General features: G+C 36.5%; 24 protein-coding genes. 7 read left to right on the top strand and 17 right to left on the bottom strand.

Annotated features, from left to right (window positions below; genetic code table 11):
* Positions 1-13: 13 nt before the first annotated feature.
* From BXY64_RS10075 to BXY64_RS10065, 3 genes are all read left to right on the top strand, one after another.
* Positions 14-3,055: a sensor histidine kinase gene (locus BXY64_RS10075; protein WP_120239849.1), complete on the top strand. Its 3,042-nt coding sequence runs from the start codon at positions 14-16 to the stop codon at positions 3,053-3,055.
* A gap of 218 nt (positions 3,056-3,273) precedes the next feature.
* Positions 3,274-4,179, top strand: a complete 906-nt coding sequence (locus tag BXY64_RS10070) for a bifunctional enoyl-CoA hydratase/phosphate acetyltransferase (protein ID WP_110360079.1) — start codon at positions 3,274-3,276, stop codon at positions 4,177-4,179.
* A gap of 57 nt (positions 4,180-4,236) precedes the next feature.
* A complete protein-coding gene (locus tag BXY64_RS10065; RefSeq protein WP_120239848.1) occupies positions 4,237-5,148 on the top strand; it encodes a phosphate acyltransferase in 912 nt (303 codons plus the stop codon).
* Positions 5,149-5,201: 53 nt separating this feature from the next.
* Here BXY64_RS10065 and BXY64_RS10060 read toward each other — a convergent pair whose 3' ends face one another.
* Positions 5,202-5,906: a LytR/AlgR family response regulator transcription factor gene (locus tag BXY64_RS10060; RefSeq protein ID WP_120239847.1), complete on the bottom strand. Its 705-nt coding sequence runs from the start codon at positions 5,904-5,906 to the stop codon at positions 5,202-5,204.
* Between the two features lie 95 nt (positions 5,907-6,001).
* Positions 6,002-6,694 (bottom strand): sensor histidine kinase, encoded by a 693-nt coding sequence (locus BXY64_RS10055; protein WP_170150631.1) that lies wholly within the window; start codon positions 6,692-6,694, stop codon positions 6,002-6,004.
* A gap of 571 nt (positions 6,695-7,265) precedes the next feature.
* On the opposite strand from BXY64_RS10055, the gene BXY64_RS10050 reads away from it, so the two are divergent.
* Positions 7,266-9,110 (top strand): S41 family peptidase, encoded by a 1,845-nt coding sequence (locus BXY64_RS10050; protein ID WP_120239845.1) that lies wholly within the window; start codon positions 7,266-7,268, stop codon positions 9,108-9,110.
* Positions 9,111-9,210: 100 nt separating this feature from the next.
* On the top strand, positions 9,211-10,374 hold the full coding sequence (locus tag BXY64_RS10045; protein WP_170150630.1) for a twitch domain-containing radical SAM protein: 1,164 nt from the start codon (positions 9,211-9,213) through the stop codon (positions 10,372-10,374).
* Positions 10,375-10,517: 143 nt separating this feature from the next.
* On the opposite strand, the gene BXY64_RS10040 is transcribed toward BXY64_RS10045, so the two are convergent.
* From BXY64_RS10040 to BXY64_RS21215, 12 genes are all read right to left on the bottom strand, one after another.
* Positions 10,518-11,267 (bottom strand): hypothetical protein, encoded by a 750-nt coding sequence (locus tag BXY64_RS10040; protein WP_120239843.1) that lies wholly within the window; start codon positions 11,265-11,267, stop codon positions 10,518-10,520.
* A gap of 31 nt (positions 11,268-11,298) precedes the next feature.
* Positions 11,299-11,883: a hypothetical protein gene (locus BXY64_RS10035; RefSeq protein WP_120239842.1), complete on the bottom strand. Its 585-nt coding sequence runs from the start codon at positions 11,881-11,883 to the stop codon at positions 11,299-11,301.
* A 66-nt stretch (positions 11,884-11,949) separates the two neighbouring features.
* Complete coding sequence (locus BXY64_RS10030; RefSeq protein ID WP_120239841.1) at positions 11,950-12,384, bottom strand: hypothetical protein; 435 nt, start codon at positions 12,382-12,384, stop codon at positions 11,950-11,952.
* 61 nt (positions 12,385-12,445) lie between these two features.
* Positions 12,446-12,859 carry a hypothetical protein gene (locus BXY64_RS10025; protein WP_120239840.1) on the bottom strand — a complete coding sequence of 138 codons (414 nt, stop codon included), beginning with the start codon at positions 12,857-12,859 and terminating at the stop codon, positions 12,446-12,448.
* A 56-nt stretch (positions 12,860-12,915) separates the two neighbouring features.
* On the bottom strand, positions 12,916-13,497 hold the full coding sequence (locus BXY64_RS10020; RefSeq protein WP_120239839.1) for a hypothetical protein: 582 nt from the start codon (positions 13,495-13,497) through the stop codon (positions 12,916-12,918).
* Positions 13,498-13,518: 21 nt separating this feature from the next.
* Positions 13,519-13,968 carry a hypothetical protein gene (locus tag BXY64_RS10015; protein WP_120239838.1) on the bottom strand — a complete coding sequence of 150 codons (450 nt, stop codon included), beginning with the start codon at positions 13,966-13,968 and terminating at the stop codon, positions 13,519-13,521.
* Positions 13,969-14,074: 106 nt separating this feature from the next.
* Positions 14,075-14,794: an ABC transporter ATP-binding protein gene (locus tag BXY64_RS10010; protein WP_120239837.1), complete on the bottom strand. Its 720-nt coding sequence runs from the start codon at positions 14,792-14,794 to the stop codon at positions 14,075-14,077.
* Positions 14,795-14,814: 20 nt separating this feature from the next.
* A complete protein-coding gene (locus BXY64_RS10005) occupies positions 14,815-16,287 on the bottom strand; it encodes a DUF5687 family protein (protein WP_120239836.1) in 1,473 nt (490 codons plus the stop codon).
* 74 nt (positions 16,288-16,361) lie between these two features.
* Positions 16,362-16,778 (bottom strand): flotillin-like FloA family protein, encoded by a 417-nt coding sequence (locus tag BXY64_RS10000; protein WP_120239835.1) that lies wholly within the window; start codon positions 16,776-16,778, stop codon positions 16,362-16,364.
* 110 nt (positions 16,779-16,888) lie between these two features.
* Positions 16,889-17,227: a hypothetical protein gene (locus tag BXY64_RS09995; protein ID WP_120239834.1), complete on the bottom strand. Its 339-nt coding sequence runs from the start codon at positions 17,225-17,227 to the stop codon at positions 16,889-16,891.
* Positions 17,217-17,543, bottom strand: coding sequence for a hypothetical protein (locus BXY64_RS09990; RefSeq protein WP_120239833.1), 327 nt, complete (start codon positions 17,541-17,543; stop codon positions 17,217-17,219). The genes BXY64_RS09995 and BXY64_RS09990 overlap by 11 nt, the downstream gene beginning before the upstream one ends.
* A 1,086-nt stretch (positions 17,544-18,629) precedes the next feature.
* A complete protein-coding gene (locus BXY64_RS21215; protein WP_211334472.1) occupies positions 18,630-19,109 on the bottom strand; it encodes a hypothetical protein in 480 nt (159 codons plus the stop codon).
* A 150-nt stretch (positions 19,110-19,259) separates the two neighbouring features.
* On the opposite strand from BXY64_RS21215, the gene BXY64_RS09980 reads away from it, so the two are divergent.
* Positions 19,260-20,177: a carboxypeptidase-like regulatory domain-containing protein gene (locus tag BXY64_RS09980; RefSeq protein ID WP_120239831.1), complete on the top strand. Its 918-nt coding sequence runs from the start codon at positions 19,260-19,262 to the stop codon at positions 20,175-20,177.
* Positions 20,178-20,604: 427 nt separating this feature from the next.
* Here the strand turns inward: BXY64_RS09980 and BXY64_RS09975 are convergent, their stop codons facing one another.
* The 3 genes from BXY64_RS09975 to trhO all read right to left on the bottom strand — a co-directional run bounded on the left by BXY64_RS09975 (position 20,605) and on the right by trhO (position 23,494).
* Entirely contained in the window at positions 20,605-21,210 is a 606-nt protein-coding gene (locus BXY64_RS09975) for a hypothetical protein (RefSeq protein ID WP_120239830.1), read from the bottom strand.
* 124 nt (positions 21,211-21,334) lie between these two features.
* Positions 21,335-22,330: a tRNA dihydrouridine synthase gene (locus BXY64_RS09970; protein WP_120239829.1), complete on the bottom strand. Its 996-nt coding sequence runs from the start codon at positions 22,328-22,330 to the stop codon at positions 21,335-21,337.
* Between the two features lie 123 nt (positions 22,331-22,453).
* Positions 22,454-23,494, bottom strand: a complete 1,041-nt coding sequence (gene trhO / locus BXY64_RS09965) for an oxygen-dependent tRNA uridine(34) hydroxylase TrhO (RefSeq protein WP_120239828.1) — start codon at positions 23,492-23,494, stop codon at positions 22,454-22,456.
* Between the two features lie 356 nt (positions 23,495-23,850).
* On the opposite strand from trhO, the gene BXY64_RS09960 reads away from it, so the two are divergent.
* Complete coding sequence (locus BXY64_RS09960; protein WP_120239827.1) at positions 23,851-24,897, top strand: NAD(P)/FAD-dependent oxidoreductase; 1,047 nt, start codon at positions 23,851-23,853, stop codon at positions 24,895-24,897.
* Positions 24,898-24,936 lie beyond the last annotated feature (39 nt).

The raw sequence follows: 24,936 nt of genomic DNA, 5'->3' as shown, positions 1-24,936 counted from the left end.
TAAAAATGACTATATGACCAAGCTGCTACCTTTTTATAAACTTTTGATTACAGCACTATTGATGATGGTGTTCTGTGAGGTTTTTGCTCAAAGAACTGATTTTCGATTCCATGAATACAATAAGCAGAATAAATTAAACGAAGAGCTTGTTAAATATACAGTTCAAGATTCATTGGGGATCTATTATTTTGCCACAGATGCTGGCGTATATTCTTTGATTAATGACAACTTTTATTTATACGAAGTACCTGATGGTAAATCAAACTATTTTAAAGAGTTAATTAAGCTTCAGAGTGGCAACTTATTAGCATTATCTGATGATGCAATTTACAAGATCACACCTTCTTTTGAATCCAATGGTTTGGAATTGATACTCGAATGTAACTTGGATCCTGTATCTCCAAAATACCCCAAGCATGTTTTTGAGGATAAGAAGCAACAGGTTTGGATTTCAGATTACAATCATTTGTATAGGTTAAATAATGGCACGGTTGAGAAGTATCATATGGATGAAAAAAACTTAACGAGTTCTTATGCCAGATCTTTTCAGTTTTTGGAGTGTGATAATGGCAATCTTATCGTTGTCTCTCAAAAGGGATGGTTTTACAATTTTAATCAGAAAAGCAATTCATTTGATAAATCAGCATATCAGCCTGGTTTTTTGGTTCATTCTTCCTTTAAGATTGGTTCCAATGAATTTTTATTGGGTACATCATTGGGAATCATAAAAATCATTTTCGATTTTAAAGGCAGAGTAGTTCATACCGAGACTATATCGAAGGATATAATTGCTTCTTGCTTTGAACAGATTAATAAAAATAGGGTAATTGCAGGAACATGGTTTCAGGGCTTGGTTGAAATTGAATTGAATGATGAACACAAATTTTATCCTGTTGGAGGATTTCCATATTTTACTGTAAATGACTTATACAAAGATCATTTTGGTAAGTTATGGGTTTCCACAAATTCAGGGGTAATTGTTATGGAGAAGAAGTTCTTTACTTCTCAATTTCTCACTGCCAACTCAGAATATGTAGCTAGCATAAGAAAGTCACCTGATGGTCAATTGATTTGTGCTGGAAGAAGTCATTTCTTTAAAGTTGTCGATGAACAACATATTGATGTGATCGACATAGAGTTTGAAGGATCTTTGAATGTATTTCAGCAATTTGAGGAATATACTTTAATAGGAACAGAACAAGGACAACTCTTATTGTATTTAAGAAATGAATTACTAAAAACCATACAAGTTAGTACACAAACTATATCGGAAATCGAATTTGACAATGCTGATATTGTTTGGGTTGTGGCAGACAAGGAGTTGTTCCAGGTAAACTTGAGTGAAGGTACAATTAAAAGCTATTTTAAAGATTTTAACGAAAGAAGAATTGTTCAGGATATCTTTATAGATCAAAATAATACGCTGTTCGTTGGAGGGGAATATCAACATTCGTATTTGTATCGATACAATCGGAATAAAGATAAGTTTGAAAATATTAGCATCGATATTCCTGATGTTGGTAACATGGATTTTTGGATTCGAGACATGTGGTCGGTGAAGGATACATTATACATCGGTAGTTCTTCAGGACTATTTAAATATTTTGATTCTAATATTAATCAAGTTAATCTTGGTGATTATACTAATAGCGAAATTAATGCAGTGGTAATCGACCAGTATAATGCAATATGGCTTACTACTAGTCATGGAATAATTCGAAAACGCAAAGAAGAGATCTCCTTATTTACTCCTGACCAAGGTTTACCATCAAAAACTTTTACTGTTGGAAATCTATTAATCGACGATAAGGGGTTTCTTTGGGTTGGTACGTCCAATGGTTTGGCTTTTGCACACATTACAGATACGATTCCCAATACACCCAAACCAATTGTGCATATCGCTAAGGAAGAGTCTTGGTTTATTCAACCGAATAGTTCTCTTGAAGTAACTAAAGGCTCAATGTTATTAATGGATGTAACAGCTATTATCTATCCTCAAAAGCAAAATCAGTTTCAATATTGTGTGATGAGAGGAAAAGATAAAATAAAGGATTGGAAAGCCCTATCTGACAAAAATCAAGTGATTGTATCAGGTTTAGAACCTGGTGGTTATGAGATTTGTATTCGCTGTAAACATGAAGGAAACTACTCCTGGAGCGAAAATAGGATTATTCCTCTGCGAGTAAACCAGGTTTGGTATTTACGTTGGTACACCATTCTTACCGAATTGGTTCTAATTCTATTGATTGTGTATATGTCAAGTCAATACAGTAAACGAAGAGCGCAGCAGCATATGATAGAGTTGGAGAAAATAGTTTCCGAACGTACTGTTCAGCTTCAAGATGCCAATCAGAGTCTACTATTGGCCAATAAGGCAAAAGATAGATTCTTGTCAATTATAGGTCATGACTTAAGAAATCCATTTAATGCCATTCGTGGATTTTCTAAAATGCTGATACGCGATGAAGATATGTTATCGGAAGAGGAGAAAAAAGAGCTTACCGAGATGATCTACAAAAGTTCAGATGATACCTTCAAGCTTTTGGAAAGTTTATTGGAATGGGCAAATGTTCAGAAAGGGAAGTTCAAACTTAATAGAGTAGAGTTCGATCTGGCCGAGGTATTGCAAACAAACCTAGAGCTTCATAAGAGTCAGGCTTCGCTAAAGGATATTCATGTAGAGGGAGATTTTAAGAGCTTGCAAGTAAATGCTGACAAGTCCATGGTAGATACTGTTATCAGAAACCTGATGTCGAATGCAATTAAGTTCTCTCACGCCAACCAAAACATTTTACTAAGAGCGATTAAGAAAGAAAATTTTGCCATTGTTCAGGTGAAGGACGAAGGTGTCGGAATGACAGAAACGCAAGTTAAAAACCTGTTTAAAATTGATAAAATGGTTACTAGCGAAGGAACTGCCAATGAAACAGGAACTGGTTTCGGACTGATGTTGAGTAAGGAGTTTGTTGAATTGAATGGTGGACAAATTCGGGTTAGCAGTGTCAAAGGAAAAGGTACATCCTTCTATTTTTCTATTCCGCTTAAGCAAGACTAAATCAGTTATCAGTTGCGCTCAATATTTGAACGTTTCTAATTGCTCATTGCTTTCTGTTATTGAAATTTCACATTGTTAGAATAATTCTAATATTTGTAATTAATCGTAAGTTTTATTTGTAGTATTAGATATGATTCGTAATTATTTCATATTTTTGCCTTACAACTAAATCAAACGGGATTAATTCCGAAAAACAAACACTAAAATAGATAAAGAAGATGATTACACGTTTGGAGCAAATCATTGACGTTCTGAAAAGTAACGAGAAAAAGCGTTTGGTAGCTGCTTATGCTAACGATGCTCATACAATTGAAGCTGTAAACAATGCTGTAGAGAAAGGCATTGTTGATGCTACATTAGTAGGTGATGAGGAAACCATTAAGAAGACTTGTGCTGAGCACAATATTGATGTTACTAAATTCACTGTAGTGCATGAGCCAGTTGAAATAAAAGCTGCTCAAAAAGCAGTTGAGTTGATTCGCAATGGTGAAGGTGATATGATTATGAAAGGATTGGTAAGTACCGATAAGTACATGAAAGCAATCTTGAACAAAGAAACTGGATTGATGCCTCCAAAAGCTGTTTTGAGTCATGTTACAGTAATGGAGAATCCAAACTATCACAAACTATTGGTGTGTAGTGATGTTGCTGTTATTCCTCAGCCAGATCTAAACCAAAAAGTTGCTTTAACAAACTACGTAATCAATGTAGCAAGAGCTTTAGGTATCGATACTCCAAAAGTTGCATTGGTTGCTGCTTCGGAGCAAGTTTTACCAAAAATGGAAGCTTGTGTTGATGCGACAATTATCTCTAAAATGGCTGATCGAGGTCAGATTAAAAATGCTTATGTTGATGGACCTTTGGCAATTGATGTTGCTATCGATAAGGAATCAGTAGAGATTAAGAAGTTAGAATCGAAAGTTGCTGGTGATGCTGACTGTTTGGTGTTCCCAAATATCGAATCGGGTAATGTTTTCTACAAAACAAATACCAAATTAGCTAAAGCTGAACTTGGTGCATTTGTAGTTGGTGCAAAATGTCCAGCTATTCTTTCATCTCGTGGAGATAGTGTTCTTACAAAATTATATTCGATTGCTTTAGCAGCTTTAGTTGCTTCAAAATAATATATTTCATGTAGAGACGTACGACCGTACGTCTCTAATTATATAAACTTAAAATATATGTCCCCAATTCGTTCCCTTGACCAAATGGTCGACCATCTTCGCGAAAGCGGAAAGAAAAAGAAAATTGCTGTTGCTTACGCACAGGATCCAAACACTATTGGAGCTATTGCAAAAGCCATTAACGAAGGTTTTGTAGAAGCTGTAATGATTGGTGATGAGAAGGAAATTCGTTCAAAGGCTGAAGCGGAAGGAATCAATCCAGAAATCTTTACCATTGTTCATATTCCAAATGATGTTGAAGCAACAACAGAGGCTGTACGTATGGCTCGAGAAGATGAGGCGGATGTTGTAATGAAAGGTTTGGTAGGAACAGATAAATTCCTTAAAGCAGTTTTAAACAAAGAAAAGGGCTTATTGCCTCCAAAAGCCGTGATGAGCTATGTTTGTGCTCTTGATTTACCAAAGTATGACAAGCTTCTATTTGTATCTGATACAGCAGTTTTACCTTATCCTGATTTGAATCAGAAGATTGCAATGGTGAACTATTCGGTAAAGATGGCGAAGCGATTCGGAATTGAGAAACCAAAAGTAGCTTTGATTTCAGCTACTGAAAAACCAAATCCTGCTTTCCAGGGGTCAGTGGATGATTCAATTATCTGTAAAATGGCTGATCGTGGTCAGATTAAAGATTGTATTGTTGATGGACCATTGGATGTATTCCTTGCTTGCGATCCTGCATCGGTGGAAATCAAGGGAATCCCAACACCAATTAATGGAGAAGCAGATTGTTTGATTTTCCCATCTTTGGAAGCATGTAATTCATTCTACAAAGGATTGATGTTGTTTGGAGGAGGAGAACTTGGAGGATTGATTCAAGGAACAACGAAACCTGTTGTAGTAATGTCGAGGAGCGAGAGCGAAAAGTCGAAATTCTACTGTATCGCATTATCCGTTTTAATGGCAGACTGATATAAATTATAATTATCAATTAAGAGAGGTGCGAACATACCTCTCTTTTTTTGTTATAAGCGTTTATTTTCCAGGTAAATTTTTAAGGCTTCCCGGTAGCTCGATCCAACAGGAATTTGATTCGTATTGATAAGAATCACCCGACCATTGAATTGGGTAATCTTCTCGAGTGGCACGATGTGAGATTTATGTACACGCATGAAACCATAAGGAGCTAATGTTTCTTCCAATGATTTTAAGGTTTTAAGTGCCAGGTAGTAATTCTTTCCACAATAGATCTTGGCATAATCTTTCATGCCTTCAATGTAGTCGATGTCTTTCACCCAAACTTTTACATATTCATCTCCCTCTTTAATGAAAAAGGAAGGAGAGGTGGTTTTATTTGTCTCTGTAGTCTCTAAGTCCAGGCTCAGGAAACGGTCGATGGTTTTTGCAAACCGATCGAAGGGAACAGGCTTTAGCAGGTAGTCTATCACATCCAGCTCAAAGCTCTCAATGGCATAATCGGAATAGGAGGTGACCATCACAAATTTTGTATTTGATGTTGTCAGCTTCACCAGTTCGGTTCCTGAAATGTTAGGCATGGCAATATCGGTAAATGCCAAATCTACCTTATGCGAATTCAGGTAGGCAAATGCCTCCTCAGGATTTGTAAAACACGCCAATAGTTTGAACTGTGGATACCTGGCCAGGTAGTTTTTTATAACATCAATAGCCAGTTGTTCGTCGTCTATAATGATTGTTGTATAGCTTTTCATCCGTATATAATTTTCTTATAGTTGTCAGATGGAACTTACCATGATTAAATAACCATTACCATATGTGAGTTAATAATGATTTAATCATGGACGTTTCATACCTCCAATTTAAGTTCCAGTTCTGCCAGGTAAATCTTGTTTTGTTCTGTTAGCGATAGTTTAGAAGTCTTAGGATAGCTCAACTGTAGCCTGTTTTTTAAGTTGTCAAGCCCTTTGCCTTCTCTTTCTTCATATTTTTCCGGCTTGCTGGTCAATATACTGTTTTGAACCGTAAACTTCATCACCTTATCTTCAAGTTTCAAGTTAATGTGGACAAAGGCTGATGTGTTGTTGGTATAAAAGCCATGTTTAAATGCATTTTCAACCAAAGGAATTAGCAGTAAAGGCTCTATGAATTTCCCTTTGCTTTCTCCTTCAATCTCGAAAATGATATTCGCTTTTTCTCCAAACCTGATTTTCTCAATGGCAATGTATTCTTTTAAGAATTTAAGCTCCCTATCAATCGGGATTCTGCTAATATTTACTTCGTCGGTAAGGTAGCGCATCATTCCCGATAGTTTCAAGATGGTATCTGGAGTAGAGGGGTGATTGTTCAGTGACATGCTGTACACCGAATTCAAAGCATTGAAAAGAAAATGGGGATGAAACTGTTGACGAAGCAATTGGTTGCGTGTTGCATCCAGTGCCTCTTTTACTTTGTAATATCTGCTTGTGAAAATATAGTCGAGATGATCAATTGCAAGGAACGTAAGGAAGAGTACACCTCCAAAACCAATGTATTGCATCATGTCATCAAATATCGATGTAAATGTAGGGCCTGACAGATGTGCTTGAGAATTCTTAAAATACGCTATCGAGATAAGAGAAATAAGCATGATACTTATTATTCCAGCTAGTAAATGGTGTTTTTTATTCAGTTCCCATTTCCCCTTACAAAAGTAGAGGATGTAAACGAATAAACTTGTCAACCCATATTCAAATACATCGCGGTAAAAGAAGTCCGGGAATTCCAGAGGCCAATTGATATTAAAAGCGGGAACATATATAAACAGGAAGGCCAATATATAAAGACTATGAAAAAATATCCGAATGCGATTTTTGATTTTCGGGTGTTTTAAGTGTTCCAAAAACTTCTGGTAAGTGATCATTTTTACTTGAATTGGTTCGAAAGTAAAAGTAGATAATTTGATTCAAAACAAGTCGATGAACTCTCTCGTCAAATCGATTGAGAACTGCCCTACGTCGATTTGGTTTTTCTTTCCATGACTGCTCCAATATATTCGCTCGAAAGAAATGAAAATTAGAAATCAGCTTAAGCTTTGTGTGGTCAGCAAGGCGAGAGTATTAAAATTGATATGAATGAAAAAGTTAAGTTTTTTAATAATCGCCCTGCTAATGCTTGCTGGGGTGGTGGTGGGCAGGGAAAAAAAGGACAAACGAACACCTTTCCCAAAAGTCGAATATCGTGAGAACCTTCCCTATGTAGAGTATCAGCAGGATTGGGTGAAGTTGATAAGTATAGAGGGAAAGCCCGTTGGTGAGTATATTGAGTATGCTCAGGATATGGAACCCAGCGATTGGAAGTTTTGTTTTACCCGATACCTTCATTATATCATGGATGATATGAAGATGGAGCGTGGCAAGACCGTGAAGGTAACTTTTGAGCAAAATGGAATCATCATTACCAAAGATTTTGAGCTGAAGAAGGAAAATCGTGATTTGGCAACCGGTTATATGGAGAAGTTGATAGGGGAGAATAGAATTCAACGAAAGCATTCCTCTGTGGTTCCGGCTGACCTGAAATACCTTCAGCACAGGTTGGATGGTTATGCTCCAGCACAAGAGGATTGGATTGGTGCGGAAGAGGCAATTCATGATCTGGAGCACCTGGAGTGGCAAATTGTGAACAACTACTCCTATGCCGATTTGCGTCACTTCGATTACAAGACAGCCCTGGATGTGATTCGTATGGATTTGAGAGATGGTATTTCGAAAAGGGACTTCGCACTTCAGCTAAAAATGTTCATGGCCAATTTCGGTGATGGACACAGCCGGGTTAGCATGCGATATATTTTTGCCGAGAAATCGGAACTGCTCTCTTTTCCTTTTCAGGTGATAAAAGAAGAGGAAGGCTTTGTTGCTGTAAATGTTGGTGAGAAAACCTTCTACAATAAAGACTATCCGCAGCTTCTTTCGGTTAATGGAATCCCAACCGAGGAGTTCTATGATATTGCAGAGAGGTTCATACCCAAAACCACATCTAAATTTGTTGAGCGCAATGCTTTGGATTATCTTTCTTTTAGTGGTTTGATGTTGAAGCTTGCAGGCAAAGAGATCAATAAGAGTGTCACATTGTGCTTTGGTAATGGTGAAAAGCAGATCACAGAAGAGGTGGATCTTCAGAAATACAATCCTCAGGGGGCTATGGAAAGAAGCCATTTTAAGAAGGAGATTATGGATGGAAACCTGGGGTATTTGGCATTTCAGGAACATATGGATGATGAGGATGAATTTATCGAGTCTTTGCACAAAGCCATGGGGGAATTTAAGAATACCAATGGCCTGATTATCGACATCCGTGGTAATGGTGGAGGTAGCAGAGCTCCTTTAAAAGCTTTGTTGCCTTACTTTATTAAAGAGCCAAAAGTTACCAATGTGGCGCGTTACCGAATCGATGCAGAAAAGGATATTCATCCTAAAAATGGCTATTTGCCTGCACGTTATGCCTATCCTTTCAATTATGAGGCATACACCAAGGCCGAGAGAAAGGCAATCAAAAAAGTCAAAAGATCTTTTAAGCCTGTCCGTTCGGTTAGCGATGATAAATTCACAGAATATCACTACATGGTTGTGAGTCCTACAAAGGAGCATGGCATCTACTACTACAATAAGCCGGTAATCGTGTTGGTGGACGAAGGCTGTTTTAGTGCATCAGATATTTTTGCAGCAGGGATTCGCCAGGGCGATAACGTGCGTTTGCTGGGAAATACAACCGGAGGGGGTAGTGGCTTTTCGAAAAGCAGACGCCTGCCAAATTCCAGAATCAAGGTGAAAATGTCGAGAATCTATTCTTATCAACCCGATGGTAACATGTACGATGGACATGGTGTAATCCCTGATATTAAAAAGGATTATACCTTAACGGATAGATTTGGGCTAACCGATACCCAGCTCTCGAAAGCCAAATTATTGCTTACGAAATAGCATATCCATGATTGGGGCAACAGGGAGGAAAGCCTCCTTTTTTGCTTTTGTAGCGACCATGCATGCATGGTCGCTACTGTTTAAATCTTATCTTTGCCCCATGACAAAACAAACCCCATACTGCTTAATGCCTTGGATTCACTACCATGTAGGAAATGCAGGAAAAGTAAAGGCCTGTTGCGTGGCTAATATCCCTTATGGCGATTGCAATATGCAAAGCTTTAATGAAATCTGGAATGGAGATGAAATTAAAGCGATTCGTGAGAAATTCAAGAAAGGTGAAGGGGATAACAGATGCGGTGTTTGTCAAAGATTGGAAGCAACAGGAGGGAAGAGCATCCGACAAGAAACCCATGAGAAGTTCGGGGATCTGTTTGAAAAAGAACCGCCTCAATTACCCATTTACTTCGACATTCGTTTTTCCAATGCCTGTAATTTCGCTTGCCGCACTTGTTGGCATGGAGCTAGTTCTGCATGGTTTACCGAAGGCAAACAATTAAAACGTAATCTGGGAGAAATAGCTTTACTACAAAATATTACTGATTTCGAAAACTTTATTGCTGAAACTGGAGAGGCCTTGTTGCAAGCAAGGGAGATTTATTTTGCAGGAGGTGAGCCTTTGGTTACCAAAGAACATTATCAATTGTTGGATTGGTTGGTAAAGAATAAGACAACACAAATGAAATTGCGCTACAACACTAACTTTTCGGTTTTGAAGTTTGGTGAATATGATGTGCTTGATTATTGGAAGCACTTTCCTGAGGTGGAAATTCTTGCGAGCATAGATGCACATGGAAAATTAGGCGAATACATCCGTAAAGGTTTCAATTGGCAGAAGTTTCAGGAGAATAGAGAGGCAATTCGATCTTTGAAACAGCTTCGTTTTGTAATTGCTCCAACCATTTCGGTATTATCCATTAAGAATTTACCTGAATTGTACCGTACTTGCCTGATGGAACAGATTATTGAACCTGATGGACTTTACATTAACATACTGGACAGACCACTGTACTACAACACCAAAGTAATGCCTGAAGACTTGAAACAAACTGTTGTTGCAGAATACCAGAAGTTTTACAGCTGGGCAGAAAAAAAACAAATTCCAGAATTGGTAATTAGCCAACTAAAAGAGTGTGAAGCATACATGCTAAGCGAAGATCTTTCGAAACATTGGCCTCAGTTCTTAAAGGAAACCAAACTGTTGGATGAGATGAGGGGAGAAAACTTTATTCAATCGGGAATACAAATAAATAATAAAATGTAGAGAAGAATTGAATGTTACTTGTTCTACAAAAAACTAAAGCCTGAATTGTAAGTCCGTACTTTAGTTTTTTATAGAAATCTCTTGTGGATTACTTAAATTAAGCAGTTGAGAATTGCCAATGGGTTTATTTCGTTTTTAACTCCTTATTTTTTAATGGTTTCAATATGTTTATGCAATTTGCTGTTATCAATTGTGTAAACCCAAACGGTATCTGTGTATTTGTATGATTTCACAATGCTGTTTAAATTAGGAAATATAGCTGGTTTTGAATACCCATTTTTAGAATAGAACAATCCATCTTTGTAATAGATACCATGATTAATCCTGTCTTGCTCTTGTAGAGCTAGCAATGCCTCTTTTGGCATATTGTGTTTGTTCTTTTTGAACTCTTTCCATGAAATTGCCTTACTTTCCAAATTGATAGCGTCCAATACAAGAAGGTAAGTTTTGGAACCAATTAAGCTTTCAGAATCAAAGTAAGGATGAGGATTAATATTGTTATTCTTGAAGAAGTTCTCCAAGGCAAAAGAAAAACAAGTTTGTCCATCAAATTTACATGACTGAAAATAGAATGCTGAATCAGCCTCAATTTGTGGCATATGCTTTCTATCTTTCAACTTTTCCATCATTGCTTTAAGTTCCTTAAAACGTTCTTGAGGATCTCTAATAAACTGATGAATTTCAAGTACAGTATCGAGAATGTGATAATTGAAAATACTATCAGACTTTTTAACTTTTACAAGCTCCTTGTCTTTGTTTTGTTTGAATTGGTATTGATAAGCAATGTCATGTCTTGTTAAATTGTCGACATATTGGATTTGTGATTGTGGAGAACAAGCCAACACAAATAACATAAGCGTTACTTGAAGGAATTGGGTTACATGTTTTTTCATTATTGGGTGCTTTGGTTAGGAAATATATTATTTATTCATCGTATATCTTTAAACTCTCTTCTTCAACTTTTTTCCATAGAGCTTGATTATCAGGATCGGCCCAGGCTTTCTTAACGGCTTCTACATATTCTGGATGTTTTCTGTGTCTGATTTCTAAAATGCTTTCTTTGGGAGTGATGGTGAAAAGAAACCCGAATACTCCAACAAGGATAATTCGTTTTAAAATATCAAGGTAGAACTTGTCTTTACCTGTTGAATATTTAATTATAGAAATTATGGCAGCAATTAATAGTCCTAATATGCCTGTAAGCAAATTTATGTCTGCCATTGGATACAATTGCAATTTGAATAGCATTCCAATAAGGCTTAATGATAAAAACATTCCGGTAAGAACTGTTCCCAAAATTCGTAATTTACTAACATTCAGGTAAGCTTTTTTCTTTAATATTCTTGTGAAAGGAATTTTGTTGAATAAAGCAAAACTTAAATACATGTATAAAAGTGCTAAAACGGAAAAGCTCAATGCCGATATAGCTCCACCAAAAGGCACATGATTCATGCTAAGTATTATAGAGGTAAAGGCAATTACAGCTAGTATTTTTTCGGTTTTTTTCATGTAAGTTTTATATTTTGGTAAACATGCTTAGCATCTCCAAGATGCTTAGCAAGTGATGCAAATAAATTACTCCATCAACTTCAATCTTTCCTCTCGGCGGAAAATGATTTTTGCAGAAGGAGTGAGGCCAATTTCCAATTCAATTTCTTCCAGGTTCATGCTGTCAATCTTTACTTCTCCTTTTATTTCAACAGCTTTAAACAGGCCCATTAGTATGAAGTTTAGAAACTTGTTCTTTTTGGTTTTGGTAAGAATGGCTTCTTTCTCTTCGTCGCTAATTTGATGCACTTGCTTAAATCGAGCAAACAAACGGGGCAGAAGAGCGATGTCAACATCCAAACGAACCAAAACAAAACCTGCTTTCTCAATATCGGGAAGAGCATCATTTAGTTTTTGTATGCCAATTTTTAGTTTATCCTTCCCAGAGCTTTTGATATTGCTCCAAAGTTCAGAGCCTTTCTTTTTAGCATCTCCTAATAAGTCATCCAGTCCGTTTGCCATTTGTAACTATTTTAATGTTTTTGATTTAAATAAATATAGGTGATAGAATTGTGTTGTCGTTTTATAAATTGATCAATATTGCAATAAAGCTTAGGACTCCAATAATTGTGGTAAATATTCCAGTTTTCCTTGATTTTGTCCAGCCAGAAAGAGCTATTAAAACTGAAAGGGCAATTATTCCCAATATAAAAGCTATAAAACCAATGATCTTTGGAAGTGCAAGATCAGCATTCTCAACTTTGAAAGGGAAGCCATTGGTTGTCATCAATAGAATTTTAGTCATGGCAAACAAAGTGATTAAAAAGCAGGCTGCAGCAACGGTCGTAACTTTTAAAATATGATTTGATATTCTTTTTTCGGTATTACTAACCAAGATATTCGCCATTACTGCAATCGAAAAGCCGCTCAATAATGAACTAATTACAATTAACTGATTGGCGATTTTGTTTAAATACTCAGGTTCTAGTTCTAACATGTGTTTATGAGTTTATGTGGTATTTGTAACAATTTGAGTAGTAATCGGTGCAATTTCTATTGCATAATGTCATTCACTTTTTTAATATTTCTTTTTAGCCTAAAAACATCAAAATTAATTCTGATTAAAAGATACAAGCTAATTGCAAATACAGCTACCGGAAATTTATCCCACAGCGGATTCAAGTCCATTACTTGAAAAAAGGCAGCCAGCATGATTACGATCAAGGGAATTCCTGTAAGGTATATGTATTTCGTACGATCGTTCAGTTTAGAGATCATGAATTCTAAATCCATGTTTACTTTTTCGTTAAAGCTGATGTTCGAATCTTTAATTTCCTTCGCATGTTTCTTTAGCAAAACTTCCAGGTAAGCAAAAGGAGCCTTAAATGCAAACAACATGGTAAACTGAACCAGCAATGCTGCATTATCCCACTTTTTCGATACAAAATCATACTCCAGGTAGGCAAACAAGCTAGCATATATTACCAGGCAAAGCAATATCATTACAAATCCATAATCAAGAAAAGCATACTGCCTAAGTTTTTTATCTTTTTTCTCCTGGCTTTTGCCTTTCCATTGGTATGCAGGTTTGAACCCTTCGATAACTTCTATTCGTTTCTCTATTGATTGTGTCATCTTCAATCTTTTCCTTTGAGTTTACAGATTTTGCTTTGCGTATAAACTGATTGCCTTTTTTACTTCCTGCACCGAGCCATAATCTAATTTCGATAAAGCCATTTCAATACTTTCTTTATCAGTTGATATACGAATGCAATTGTTGTTGTAATCTATTGATCTAATGTCTTCCCATTTTACCAATTGCTCCTTTTTATAAACTTCCAATTTAATTCTCATGCATGTTTCATCTATCTCAATAAAGGCACTTCCAAAAAGTTTTTGAATCGGTATACCAAGTCCTCCCAGTATATGAAACAGAGCATTAAGTGCAAATATTCCAGAATAAAACCAATCAAATGCCTCAATGGTATCTTGCTCCATTAGTTTCATGCCAATCCATGCAATTGCTACAAGTAAAAAGGCTAATCCAATTCCTATCCTAAGTTTCGATTTGTGTTGTTCCTTTATGAAATCTTTATGGTAATTCATTGGTTAAGATTTAATGCTTGTTTATTATTCATGCCCAAGATCGAAGTAGCACATGTCAGGCACCTCAACGATGCCAGACATGTTTAGATCTATTCAATGTTTTAGCTTAACTTTCAGCCTTAACAGCAGCCTCAGGATTGAAATATCCTTCCAATTCACCCAAAGTATCATCAGAGGTTAATAGGTCCTTAACCACTTCACCTTTTTCCAAAATTACGATGCGCTCACTTACTTCGGCAATATGATTCAGGTCGTGACTGGAGATGAGCATGGTCAAGTTCTTTTTCTGATGTAAATCCTTCAACAACATCTTCAGACGTATCTGAGAGGAGGGATCCAGGTTGGCAAAAGGTTCATCCAAAATTAAAACTTCAGGTTGACTAATGATAGCACCAAAAATGCCAATCTTCTTTTGATTCCCTTTCGAGAAATCACGAACATACTTGTTCTTATTCAGGATTTCATCACCAAAGAAATCTGCAAAATCATTGTAAAATGCTTGCAGTTCTTCTTTGGTAACCCCATTAATATCAGCAATAAACTTAAAGTACTCTTCAGGTTTTAAGAAGTCAATTAAAAAGCCTTCGTCAAGAAACGAACCCGTATAGTTTTTCCATTGACTGTCGGCGTGTACAGCAATATTTTTACTCAATACCTGTCCTTTGTCTGCCTTAATCAAATCGAGTATCAGTCGAAACAATGTAGTTTTTCCTGCTCCATTATTCCCAACCAAACCAAACGATTCACCTTGTGGAATCTCCAATTGTTCTATGTCTAGAACCTTAACTGTGTTATATGCTTTGCTTAAATTATCGATATGTATCATGATATTAATCTCTTTTTTAATTACTTATTTCTAAATCCTTCTGACATTTGGTATCGCTTCTCAATAAAACGTTGGGTAATGATATCCAGCAACTTTTCGCGGAACAGTAAACCCAATACGCCTAGTATGCCGATAACAGCAAAACCCAAATTGGCCTGATCGAACAAACCAAAAGGCAGGTAAATGAACAATGGAATCACCAACAAAGGAATCATTAAAACAAAATGTCTTCCGCCAACCCCTTGATAATTAAATGCTGAACCTTTCGAAAGATCCATGTGTTGATTGTTGTTGGTTGCAAAATAGAGAAGCAACAGGCTATTAACACCTATGTTAAACAAGAAGCACATGCTGTTTATAATCAGGATTTCGATACCATAAAAAACATAGAATGTCGATAAAAGGTAAATCACCGTACTGGTCGACATCATCAAATAGTATTTGGCTTTGATGTAATCCTTATAAGTATTATTGGCGGTCAGCACCAAATCAAAATGTCCCGATTCCCAGGCAAAGAAGTACAAGCCAAAGCTCATCATAAACCCACCTGATATGAATAAGCCTACAAAAATCAGAAAACCATTCATTTCGAGATATTTCGGATCATTGTAAAAGAACAATCCATACAGCAGGAACAAAGGCGCCATAAACAGCATGGTTCTGGTTCGCTTATTTCTTACGCACATTTTAAGTTCCAGCAGGGCAAATGTTCCAATTTTTCCGAAACGATCCAGGTAGTTCAGGTTCTCCAAACTGCTTCTCTGGTTGGTATCGCCCTTTCCAAAGTCTTCCAACGAAAAGTGATTGTATAGCAATTGGAAATTCAGGTAATAAGCCATTGCAAAAAGCAACAATCCAATCAGTAAGTACAATGGCTGTTCTATTACTTGCATAAACACAAGGGAAGAAAAGGCCTGCAGATCGATAATACCAAACTGATCCAGAAAAAGCAGAGCCGCAACACTGGCCAGGAACAGGTAAAAGACATATTCATGCTTTATCTGTACTCTTTTGATGTAGATAGACAGGTAGTTCACAAATAAATCGCCAGTCATAACAGTACCAACAATCACCCAAAAGCTATATGCATCCATCTGCTTGTGTAAACCAAGGGTAATAGCCAAAACAAAACTAAGCGGCAGGATGTTAAGACTGTTAAACAAGGGTTTGGTCAACATGAAATTCACCAATTTGCTTTTTTTTATGGGCAGAACCAAATAAGGTTTTACCATAAAAGTTGGCAGTTTCTGAAGCATGTAGCGGAACAGAAGAATAGCCAAAAAGAAATACAATCCATAGCGCATTAAATCGGCAATAGGATTTGCAGAGCTTTCGGCAAGTTTTGAACCCACGTAAAAGCCTCCTCCCAGTAACTCAAGGAATAAAATAAAAAAGACAAAGCCCATAAAGACTTTGATGCCAGCACTCTTGGAGGCCGATGCCGATCGGGTGGCCGCCTTCCATTGATGGCTTAGTAATGTGAATTTTTGCATATCTGTAGTTATAAAATATTCTTGTTTTGATTCATGTTTAGTTATTCTATTCGCATTATCTATAAGAATAAACTTTACTCAAAAATTTTTTCTTCTTCTTTTCGTGATTCCACTTCTTTATGCACTAACTTCACCAAATCGATGCCTTTAAAGTCTGATGAGCATGCATTTTTAAATGATAATTTTAATCCAGCGTGTTTTGCGGCAACTAATCCATTAATAACATTTGCAGTATTGCCTCCAGCTAGTGCATGAGCTTCCAATTCAGTTCTGTTTATTGGAATACCACCTTTGCTTGCTGTAATCAAACCCATTACAATATCCTGAACAGGAGATTTTCTCAGTCGCATAAATATTAATTCCATTAATGTGAGATTTACCCCTGATAGTAGTGCAGAAAACCAGAGTGCAACTGGGACCAAATAGAAAAATACGGGTATCCCAATTAATATGAATACGATTAATAGAATAATTGTGCTTATGTCGTTCATTGTTTAGTTTGATTAATAGTGAGTGTTTTTATTTATTTACTGTCAATATTCTGAGCTTTCAGCTCCCTTCGCTACCGCATGAGTCCTCTCGTGTGGTCATAGTTTGGTTTTTAATGTGCCTTTGTAATATATTTTCTCTTTATTTCCTTGTCAATTACATAAAGTAGGAATAAGACTATCCCAATAGGTCTGTAAAACACAGTTAATAGTATTGAATATTTACATTCAAGATTTTCTTTTTTACTATCAGAAAACACAAATGCAGCTGTTATGGCATTCAATAAAAAAGGAAAGAGGTTGCTTGCAACTACTAAATAAGTTTCGAATTCAGTATCCATTGAATTCTTTATTAATTGGGAAACAAGGTGATTTGTTAGAATTTGTATTCCAGATAATATACAAAGTAATAAGGCATATTTGCCTATTAATTTTATCGCTCTATTTTCCATGATTGTAAACTTTCTGATTTAAATACTTTTCAAGTAATACAAAGCAAACACCAAACACAGGCATTAAAAAACCAAGTAACGAAATCCAATACTTATTCTGGGCATACTTAAAGGCATCAAAAACAATGAAAATGCCAACAATTGCATTTGAAGAGTATCTTAAAATATGGGTGTAAAAAAAGTTGATATCTTCTAGCTGTAAAGAATTAATGCCATCAAAATAGTAAGGCTGACCAGCAATCAATAGGAAATTAAATAGACCAACTCCTATGCCAATTAAAAAATATTTAATCACCAACCTGTTAAATTCTTTCATACTTCTAATAAATTATTTTTAATATGTCCTTATACTTTTCAACGAGTCCTTTTGTACGATTCTATCATTCAAAAGAAGGACATAAGCATATAAAACCAATTTTATGCCTACCAAATCTAATAAATCTATTACACAATAACATTTATTTTATAATAAAAAAGTATCATGCTTATGTAATTTTAGTTGATACTAAATAATAATGGCTCTGTATGATTCATAGTGGATAAATCCTTAGAATTATCATTGCTGACCTTTATTTTTCTCCAGAGCCCACAGTGGGCATTGGAAGGTCAAGCTGCTTAGACGTAGAAAAATTTTTAGTAAGACGGGGAAGCTAAGAACTTGTTCGAAGATCACCCCGCCGCACTTAAATTTTTCAAGTATAAGAAGTTTGATCTTACGCGCCCTAGATTTTTTGCTGACTTTTTGATCAATGCAAAAAGTCAGAGCCATGCGGCTTGAGCAAATTCAAAGCTTAGGTAATAATAATATTCTAATTAAATGAATTTGCTTTCTACGATATTTCATATGGTATTGTAATGCTAATGTCTTTATAAGTCTTGTGCCTTCACAGGCATAGCGAGTTTTGAAGTGTAATTCTAAGTTTAGAATAAGAAAAACTGCATTTTAAGAGCTATTACAATCTGTTAGTTAGAAAGATTAAGAAGGGAGGGAGAAGAGAAGTCTATTTAAAGACATGCCCAATAAAAATCACAGTTTTCCATGTATTGTGCATTCCATTTTTGTGGCAAATAACTCACTGATAGAGCAAAACCTTTCAATGAAAATTTTTTATGTAATCATTTATTCTTAAATTGATTGGGTGTTTGCTTAAACTCTGCATTCAAACCTAAACAGCGTAAGCAAAGAAGCACAATACGAGAGATTTTGAGGGGAGAGAGTTTATTCATCTTTTAAAGAATCAACTATGTCAGACCAACAAACTTTATTCGAATATCCGGTAGAAAACATTGTACTACCCGAAATCACAGACGAACAATTGTATGAACTCCTTAGCACCATTGCCTAATGGGCTTACAATAGCATTTTGTAAGCAAAAACTACAAACAAGAATATTTACATTTCTTAGGCAGCCATTAACAATGCCGATTCGTTAAACAACACACATGTTTTATCCAATGACATAGCTGTTTTATACAAAGACATTGCTGTTTTACGTAAAGACATGCCTGATTTATGAAACGACACGCATGATTTGCCAAAAGACATAGATGATTTGTAGAACGACATACATGATAAGCACAAAGACATTGCTGTTTTACGCAAAGACATGCCTGATTTATGAAACGACACGCATGATTTGCCAAAAGACATAGATGATTTGTAGAACGACATACATGATAAGCACAAAGACATTGCTGTTTTACGCAAAGACATGCCTGATTTATGAAACGACACGCATGATTTGCCAAAAGACATAGATGATTTGTAGAACGACATACATGATAAGCACAAAGACATTGCTGTTTTATGCAAAGACATGCCAGATAAATGAAGAGACACGCATGATATGCCAAGAGACATAGCTGATTTACAGAACGACATGCATGTTTGGTACAGCAATATTATCGTTTTATAAAAGAACACAAGAAACAAGAAAGCAAACATTGTATACCATAGGACTACATTTAATGATTGGTCCATTAAATTAAATAATACAACTACTAACTTAAGAAATCATTAAAACAAACACTTATGCACAAAAGAATCAGAGCCAAAATCGAAAGCTACATTTCTATTCAGAACATTTTAAACCAGAACTTGAATCCTTTTGAATCCGATCCTTCAGCCAAATCGCAAGTTCAAAGTTTTTTACAGAATTGCAAAAGGCTAGAGAAAATGTTCGTAAAGCTGAATCAGCCTACAGAGTGGATTACAGCTGAAAATAACAAGTTATTTAAGCAGCTTGTAAAGAATGCACAAGTATTGGAGATTGCCATCAATCGTTTGGTGGCGGATACCAATGATTTTGAACTGCTAATCAATCTGAACATACATCTTCGAAACATCAAAAGGGGAATACAGCTAAGGAGAATCAACTCGGGCTATTTACTGCATAATTTGTGCGAGAAATACCAAAGTCAATTGGAACAATATGGCACAAGCGAAGAGTTTTTGCAGGCCTATCGCCAAATCCTTCTGGATATAGAAGGCAATATTCTTAATAGGAAAAAAATAAAAGATCAGAACGAAAGAAACAGAAAGGAATTTAACGATTTGGTTGCTGGCATTAATCAATTTTTAAAGGACAAACTCGACTGGACCATCAATTCTTACCAGGAAACCCATCCCGAATTGTACTTCAAGTATTATTCAGCGCGTAAGCTGAAGAAATCCAACTCACGACATTACAGTATACGCGGATCTATTGTAAACAAAGACACTGGACAGCCCATTTCATATGGCACCGTTAGCGTTTTGGAGAACAATTTGCAAGCAAAAATTACCAAAAACGGCAACTTCAATTTCATGAACTTCCCCGAAGGCGAATTCACACTTAAAATAGAAAATATCCGCTACCACACTAGCCAACAAATCATAAAACGATACAGCAACGAACACCTAAACCTCAAAATCGAATTGCAAGCATTACCCGTTGCTCATCCTGGCTAATATGGCAAGCCTAATGTTATCCCTGATTTGTAATCAGGGATTATGGAGTATTGAATTTTAAATTCCATTAAAAGAATTTCTGTGAATTAAGGCACGACCGCAACTATCATTTCTTTTCATCATCAAGCCAATATGGGGCACTGAGTGCTTACTCCTAGTCCCGATCACTATCGGGATTGGTTCTTTTAGAACAATGATAACCGATCTTTTCGAGTTTCTGAATACCCACTAAAATTATAAATGAATAAAAGTAAGAGTTCGCCTGGCTTAGAGACTAAGAATTAAAATACTATCATCGCAACAAGCCCACTTAATCATATATCATTACCTGTTACAAGAATATCAATTCCAAATCATAAACCCAGGGAGACGGTCGCTAATGCTTCCTTCCCCTGGGCTATATGATCTGTGCCTTGCAGGCAAACCCCTACTTAAAACGATAAGTAACACCATTAATGGTCGCACTTTGAATGGTATCACCCAATCCCCATGCATTCGAAAAGCTGTTGATTTCCCCTATACCAGCAGCAAATACTATGGTATGCTCTTCATCAACAATCAACATTGCATTGTAAAAGAATCTTTTGCAGTTTTCCAATTCGGTATCATCAAATTCAAAAGTAATCTCAGGAAGAGATGTAACTGTCCACTCATCATCACTACCAAACGAGTTGTTAGTGTATGTCCAGCTATCATCAGCATTTAAGTTAAAGTCGGCAAATAAATACTCTCCTGATTGATCACCGTTTAGTTGGTATACCTTATTGTTGCCTGTTGTTCTGAAGTAGGTTTTGTAGGTATAATATAAAGTATCCGCACGATAAGTTTCGTGCGTAATCACCCTGTATTCTTTGTTGTTAATCATTTCCGATCCGCTAACTTTTCGAATATGATTCTTATACTCCCAAGTATCGCCAATGTGTATAGGAAAATAATCTGTCGATTCAATTACCGGAATATTGGTATCATCATCACATGCACTGAACAATGCGATAAGGACAAATACGAATGGAACAAGTCTTTTGGCTTTCATTGGGCATCTATTTTTGAATTGTTTCTATGAAACTTACATGAGTAAGATGCAGAAAGCACAATTGGTTGCGTGAGCGGCAATAAAAATTCTTTACTAGTTTTTTATGCTGCTCTCTGATAGGTGTTTACTGATAACTGTTCCCTGTAAACTGTCTAACCGCCTCATAAACTTCCTCAGCGTTTCTGGTGTTCATCAAATCATTTCGCAGGGAAGAAGCACCACGAAATTCATTGGTATAGATTTTAAAGAAACGACGCAGAATGGCAAAGTTTTTCGAATTGTCCCATGTCTTGTCGAACAAACGCGTATGTTCCAACATCATCTCAAGCTTTTCTTCCATTCCAACCTCTTCCTTTTCAGGATGAAAGAACCATGGATTCTTAAAAATCCCTCTCCCTATCATCACACCATCAACACCATAAGTCTCACACTTGTCCAATCCTTCCTGGTACGATTCCACATCTCCATTGCCAATCAGTTTGATGTGTGGCGCCAATTCATTTCGCAATTGCACCGCTTTCGCGATTTCGTTCCAATCGGCCATGCCTTCCGACATTTGTTTCTGAATTCTACCATGAATGGTCAGTGCATCAATAGGTGTTTGCAACAAATGTGAAATCCACGATTCGGTAACCACCTCCTTAAAACCAATCCTGGTTTTTACGCTCAATGGTAAATTGGTAGCATCCTTGGTTGCCAGAATAATCTCTTTGGCCAAATCTGGTTGAGCAATTAAAGCAGAACAACAACCATTTTTCACCACATTCTTTACGGGACAACCCATATTGATATCTATGCCATCAAAATCGGTCTCGTTTGCAATGTATTGTGCCGTTTTGTAATACTTATCAGGATCCTTTCCCCAGATCTGCGCAATCAGCTTTACATTCTTTTCTTTTAGCAGTTTCTTTTCCGATTCATTAATCTGCAGGCGATGCTTCACCTTCTCGTGTCCAATAGGGTGACACATGCCTTCAACCGAAGTAAACTCTGAAAACAGAAGATTGAGCTTGCCATTTGCTGCACTTTTTAAAACAACCTCACGAAAGGATGTATCCGTAACATCTTCCATGGGAGCAAGCGAAAAGTTTGGTGTTTGTATGTTGTGCCAGAAATTCATTTTATTCAGTTATCAGTTAACAATGAGCAGTAAACAGTTATTAGTAATCAGATGATTTTTGATTCTTCCCCTTTTAGGGGAAGTGCCGACAGGCGAAGGGGTGCTTGTTATACTTTATTCTTATTACTTTGCACTTCTTTTTAGCTTTGGCCTAATCCTCTGTCTATAAATTTGGCTCTTGCTATACTTATCGTGGAACTTTGAGCGCAGCTTTACTCTTTCTTCCTCTGGCAGTTCAATAATCTCCTTGCACTCATCGGTACAACATCCATTGTAATGATCTCTACATTCATCGCACTGAATAAACAAAAGGTGACAATCATCGTTGGCACAATTGGTGTGCGTATCGCATGCTTTTCCACACTGGTGACATTTGGCTATTACTTCATTATTGATGCTTTCTCCCAATCGTTCGTCAAAAACAAAGTTCTTTCCCTTGAATTTCGATTTCAATCCAAGCTGATTTATCTCTTGTGCATAGGCAATGATACCACCATGTAACTGGTTCACATCTTCAAATCCATGATGCTTTAAATATGCACTGGCTTTTTCACAGCGTACACCACCAGTACAATACAATAAAAACTTCTTGTTTTTATCCTTGGCATAGTCACGCACTACTAGATCAATTTCTTCACGGAAAGTATCCACATCGGGACAAACGGCATTCTCAAAATGGCCCACTTCACTTTCGTAATGATTTCTCATATCGATAACAACGTTGTCTGGATTGCTTAGCTCCTCATGAAATTCAACTGGCGTTAGGTGTGTACCTACATTGGAAGTGTCGAATGTATTGTCATCCAAGCCATCGGCAACAATTTTAGCACGCACTTTAATGGTAAGCTTGTAAAATGATTTGCCATCATCTTCAACAGCCCATTTAATCGGCATATCGGCCAATTCTTTTCGGCTGTTCATATCGGTAAAAAAGGCATCTAAGTTATGCTCAGGTACACTCATTTGTGCATTAATCCCTTCTTTGGCAATATAGATTCTTCCTTTACAGTTCAAAAGGAACCATTTCTTGAACAACTCGTCGCGGTACGCCTTCGGATCCTCAAAATTCACATATCGGTAAAATGAAATGGTTTTGCGCGCAAAATCCTCGGCTTCCATTTCCTTCATTAGCTCTTCTTTACTCAGTTTATTATACAGTTGCATGTTGTTAAGTAATATGTAATAAGTATAAAGTGTCAAGTATCAATTAACAAGTACATCTGTCCTTAATGTTAATTTCTTCCCTTCAGGGGAGATGCCTACAGGCTGAGGGGTGTTTAAACCCAAACATTAATTAAAAATACAATCATCTTATAGCTTACAACTTGATACTAGAAGCTTTTGTTATCGCTATTTAGAATAAATAAATATTGCAAAAGTAGTTCATTTGGATAAATCACAAAGCAATTGGGGATAAAAAAGGAGTTTTAAGTCTTTATTTAATGGAAAATGTTTAGGTTTACTCATGAAATTCTTAACTTTTATATCAAAAAGTACCAATCATCAATCTACAGAATCAAATGAACAAACAGTTTTTAATCGTCGGACAAGGAATTGCTGGCTCATTGTTGGCTTACAACATGTACAAGGCAGGTTTAAGCTTTAAAATCATATCGAGCCTTGAGCTTCGTAAAGCTTCTGATGTTGCAGCAGGTTTATTCAATCCGCTTGTGTTTAAACGATTAACCAAAAGTTGGATGGTGGATGATTGTTTGCCCGTAATGTTTGAAACCTACCGTGAGTTGGAAGAGCTGTTAGGACACAAGTTTCTGTACGAGAAGGATATTCTAAAGCCATTATCTGAACATGAAAGTGTGATGTGGAAGGAGAGAAGAGCTCAGGACAATTTTGGAGATTTTATTTCTGATATATTGGTTAATAATGTAAGCAAAGGCATCAAAGGAATGCATGCGTATGGGAAAGTAACTCAGGCGGGCTATGTTGATTTGCCCAAGATGTTAAAGAAACTGCGTAAGTTCTTTAAGCGTGAGGGATTAATTATTGATTCTTATTTCGACTACAAGGATTTGGGCTTTATCGACAATCAAATCTCATGGCATGGATTAATGGCCGAAACCATTGTCTTTTGTGAAGGATATCGGGCCACCGAGAATCCATACTTTGGTGATCTGGCTTTTAAACCAACAAAGGGAGAGCTACTTGAAATACATTGTGATGAATTGCTGGAGGATTACATCCTGAACAAGAAGTTGTTTGTTATGCCTGTTGGTAATCATCGTTTCAAGGTAGGAGCCACCTACGATTGGACACAGCTGGATGAGGAAACAACCGAAGAAGCAAAAATGGATATCATATCTAGGCTGGACGATTTAATTGATTTGCCTTACAAGGTGATTAATCAGTGGGCAGGAGTCCGACCAACAGTTTCTGATCGTCGTCCTATTTTAGGAATACATCCTTTGCATGAACACATTGCCATTTTTAATGGTTTGGGTACGAAAGGTGTAATGCTGGCACCTTATTTTGCACGTGAAATGACACGTTTTCTTTCAGTTAGCGATTATCCTTTGGCTCCTGAAATTGATATTCGACGATTTTTGAAGTAGTTGGCATCCATTGTTTTTTGTTTGTCTTTGCTGCGAAAC

It is taken from the genome of Marinifilum flexuosum (assembly GCF_003610555.1).
Taxonomy (GTDB): Bacteria; Bacteroidota; Bacteroidia; order Bacteroidales; family Marinifilaceae; genus Marinifilum; species Marinifilum flexuosum.
Note: the sequence above shows the minus strand (reverse complement) of the source record. Positions and strands in the feature narration are given on the sequence as shown.

Coding starts and splice junctions, on each gene's coding strand:
- BXY64_RS10075 (WP_120239849.1), top strand. CDS start 14: ATGACCAAGCTGCTACCTTTTTATAAACTTTTGATTACAGCACTATTG.
- BXY64_RS10070 (WP_110360079.1), top strand. CDS start 3,274: ATGATTACACGTTTGGAGCAAATCATTGACGTTCTGAAAAGTAACGAG.
- BXY64_RS10065 (WP_120239848.1), top strand. CDS start 4,237: ATGTCCCCAATTCGTTCCCTTGACCAAATGGTCGACCATCTTCGCGAA.
- BXY64_RS10060 (WP_120239847.1), bottom strand. CDS start 5,906: ATGAAAAGCTATACAACAATCATTATAGACGACGAACAACTGGCTATT.
- BXY64_RS10055 (WP_170150631.1), bottom strand. CDS start 6,694: ATGATGCAATACATTGGTTTTGGAGGTGTACTCTTCCTTACGTTCCTT.
- BXY64_RS10050 (WP_120239845.1), top strand. CDS start 7,266: ATGAAAAAGTTAAGTTTTTTAATAATCGCCCTGCTAATGCTTGCTGGG.
- BXY64_RS10045 (WP_170150630.1), top strand. CDS start 9,211: ATGACAAAACAAACCCCATACTGCTTAATGCCTTGGATTCACTACCAT.
- BXY64_RS10040 (WP_120239843.1), bottom strand. CDS start 11,267: ATGAAAAAACATGTAACCCAATTCCTTCAAGTAACGCTTATGTTATTT.
- BXY64_RS10035 (WP_120239842.1), bottom strand. CDS start 11,883: ATGAAAAAAACCGAAAAAATACTAGCTGTAATTGCCTTTACCTCTATA.
- BXY64_RS10030 (WP_120239841.1), bottom strand. CDS start 12,384: ATGGCAAACGGACTGGATGACTTATTAGGAGATGCTAAAAAGAAAGGC.
- BXY64_RS10025 (WP_120239840.1), bottom strand. CDS start 12,859: ATGTTAGAACTAGAACCTGAGTATTTAAACAAAATCGCCAATCAGTTA.
- BXY64_RS10020 (WP_120239839.1), bottom strand. CDS start 13,497: ATGACACAATCAATAGAGAAACGAATAGAAGTTATCGAAGGGTTCAAA.
- BXY64_RS10015 (WP_120239838.1), bottom strand. CDS start 13,968: ATGAATTACCATAAAGATTTCATAAAGGAACAACACAAATCGAAACTT.
- BXY64_RS10010 (WP_120239837.1), bottom strand. CDS start 14,794: ATGATACATATCGATAATTTAAGCAAAGCATATAACACAGTTAAGGTT.
- BXY64_RS10005 (WP_120239836.1), bottom strand. CDS start 16,287: ATGCAAAAATTCACATTACTAAGCCATCAATGGAAGGCGGCCACCCGA.
- BXY64_RS10000 (WP_120239835.1), bottom strand. CDS start 16,778: ATGAACGACATAAGCACAATTATTCTATTAATCGTATTCATATTAATT.
- BXY64_RS09995 (WP_120239834.1), bottom strand. CDS start 17,227: ATGGAAAATAGAGCGATAAAATTAATAGGCAAATATGCCTTATTACTT.
- BXY64_RS09990 (WP_120239833.1), bottom strand. CDS start 17,543: ATGAAAGAATTTAACAGGTTGGTGATTAAATATTTTTTAATTGGCATA.
- BXY64_RS21215 (WP_211334472.1), bottom strand. CDS start 19,109: ATGTCGTTCTGTAAATCAGCTATGTCTCTTGGCATATCATGCGTGTCT.
- BXY64_RS09980 (WP_120239831.1), top strand. CDS start 19,260: ATGCACAAAAGAATCAGAGCCAAAATCGAAAGCTACATTTCTATTCAG.
- BXY64_RS09975 (WP_120239830.1), bottom strand. CDS start 21,210: ATGAAAGCCAAAAGACTTGTTCCATTCGTATTTGTCCTTATCGCATTG.
- BXY64_RS09970 (WP_120239829.1), bottom strand. CDS start 22,330: ATGAATTTCTGGCACAACATACAAACACCAAACTTTTCGCTTGCTCCC.
- trhO (WP_120239828.1), bottom strand. CDS start 23,494: ATGCAACTGTATAATAAACTGAGTAAAGAAGAGCTAATGAAGGAAATG.
- BXY64_RS09960 (WP_120239827.1), top strand. CDS start 23,851: ATGAACAAACAGTTTTTAATCGTCGGACAAGGAATTGCTGGCTCATTG.